The organism is Aureitalea sp. L0-47 (assembly GCF_026126405.1).
Lineage (GTDB): Bacteria > Bacteroidota > Bacteroidia > Flavobacteriales > Flavobacteriaceae > Pukyongia.
Genome location: NZ_JAFMTQ010000036.1, coordinates 1 through 2342 on the forward strand (window position 1 = coordinate 1; position 2342 = coordinate 2342).

General features: G+C 44.7%; 1 protein-coding gene. It reads right to left on the reverse strand.

All coding sequences use genetic code 11. The annotated features are described in order from the left end of the window. A partial coding sequence (locus tag J1N09_RS15335) for a gliding motility-associated C-terminal domain-containing protein (protein WP_265201159.1) occupies positions 1 to 2342 on the reverse strand: 2342 nt, incomplete at both ends.

Genomic DNA, 2342 nt, shown 5'->3' on the forward strand with positions numbered 1-2342 from the left:
CCACTAGTACCTCCGTAACCATCAGTCTCCCATACCAGGACACCCCAACGGTTGAAGATCTTCATGTTATTGTTCGGATACAACTCTATCCCAACTACTCGGAAGAAATCGTTCAAGCCATCTCCATCAGGAGTAATACCGTTGAAGATCTCAAATGGAGGTTCATCCAGAACTTCCGGTAATACTACTATAGTTACATCATCCGGATCGCCATCACCGTCAACATCCATATTAGTAAGATCCGTTGGATCATCAGATAGGTCTGTAATCGGATTACCATTTTCATCAAATCCAGTTACTGTAGCCTGGTTCTCCACAAATCCGTTTTCAAGATCAAGTTGAGTTATGGTATACGTACCTTCAAAAGTTGTATCATCAAATTCACCAGGATCTAACTGAGGTAATGGACCACCAGTGATCTCAAGTCCCGGAAGTGGGTCTTCGATCATGATGTTGTACAAGGTTACAGTTCCTGTGTTCGTTACCTTGAAACTATACGTGATAGTTTCTCCTTCGTTTGCTACACCGTTACCGTTGTTGTCGTTAAACACACCTGTTTTCTCAAGTGAAATATCAGGCTCCTGGCAGAGTGTAGTCACCGTTGGATCATTTTCGAATATACTATCGTCATCAGATAGGTCAGTGACTATTACACCACCCGGACCTGTTCCTTCGGCTGTTGCCTGGTTACTCACAATTCCGGCATCAACATCAGCCTGGGTCACTTCATAAACTGCAGTGAATGTTTCAGTATCTGATTCACCTGCAGGAATTGATATAGGCCCACCAACAACTTCAACTAACGGATCGGTTACCGTTACATTCGTCAATAGAACATTACCAACGTTCGTCACAACAAAATCATAGATAATGGTTTCTCCAAGATCCACACATCCGTTACCATTCTCATCGGCGGGTGTACCCGTTTTTATAAGGGCAATGGCCGGTTCCTGACAAAGTATGGTGACCGTTGGATCATCATCAAATTCACTCGATTCATCAGAAATATCCGTAACAGTATCACCTAATTGAGTGGTACCTGTTACTGTTGCCTGGTTCACTACTTCACCAGCGTCTATATCTCCTTGTGTGATAGTATAAACCGCAGAGAATGAATTTGTGTCGGTTGTAAGCGGTGCCAGTGAGATCGGTCCTCCTTGTACATTTACAAGTGGATCTGTTACAAGGATATTATTCAATGTAACATTACCCAGGTTGTAAATGATGAAATTATACGTGATCGTCTCTCCTGGATCGGCACATTTATTTCCGTTCAAGTCATTGAATGTACCCTGCTTCACAATCGCTATGACCGGAGTCTGGCAAAGTTCAACAACAGTAGGATCGTCTTCAGTAATTACTTCATCATCAGAAAGGTCAGACACAGTTCCACCCGAAGGTGTTGTACCTTCAGCAGTCGCCTGATTCACAACCTCTCCGGCATCTACGTCGGCCTGAGTTACCACGTAACTCGCGGTGAAGGTCGTTGCATCGGTTGCTCCGGGAGCAAGGTCGATAGGACCACCTACCACTGTTACCAGCGGATCCGTAACTGTGATATCCGTTAGTGTTACGTTTCCAGTATTTACTACTGTAAATGTATACTCGATAACGTCACCAGGCGTTGGGCAACCACCTCCACTTGGCGGTGGCAATTCGCCTTCTTTGATTAGTGCAATACTCGCATCCTGACAAAGAGGTACAACAGTTGGATCATCTTCAAGAACACTGTTATCATCAGATAGGTCGGTCACTATACTCTGATCAGGTGCGGTACCTTCAGCAACGGCCTGATTGGTTACCTGACCGGCATCTATATCAAGTTGAGTAATTGTATAGGAAGCCGTGAATATCCAGGTTTCCGTTACGTCCAGTTCTCCATCACCATCATCATCTCCTGAATCCGGTCCGGGAATGTTTCCACCCAACAACGGATCGTTCACTGTAACATTCGCTAAGGATACATTTCCTTCATTAGTTACTGTAAATGTATAATCTATGAACTCTCCAGGATCGGCGCAACCACTCTGATTCACATCCACAAAGACACCTGTCTTTACGATTGCGATCGCTGGGCTCTGGCAAAGCTGAGTCACAACCGCAGCCGAAGTATCTGTAACCGTGCTTTGGTCAGGAGCTATTCCTGTTACCGTTGCCGTGTTTGTTACTGAACCAGCATCAATATCATCTTGTGTAATTGCATAGCTACCTGTGTAGATCCAAGTTTCGGTTACATCCAGTTCACCATCACCATCATCATCTCCTGAATCTGGTCCGGGAACCACTCCACCTAATAGTGGATCGGTTACTACAACATTGCTTATCGATACATTACCGGCGTT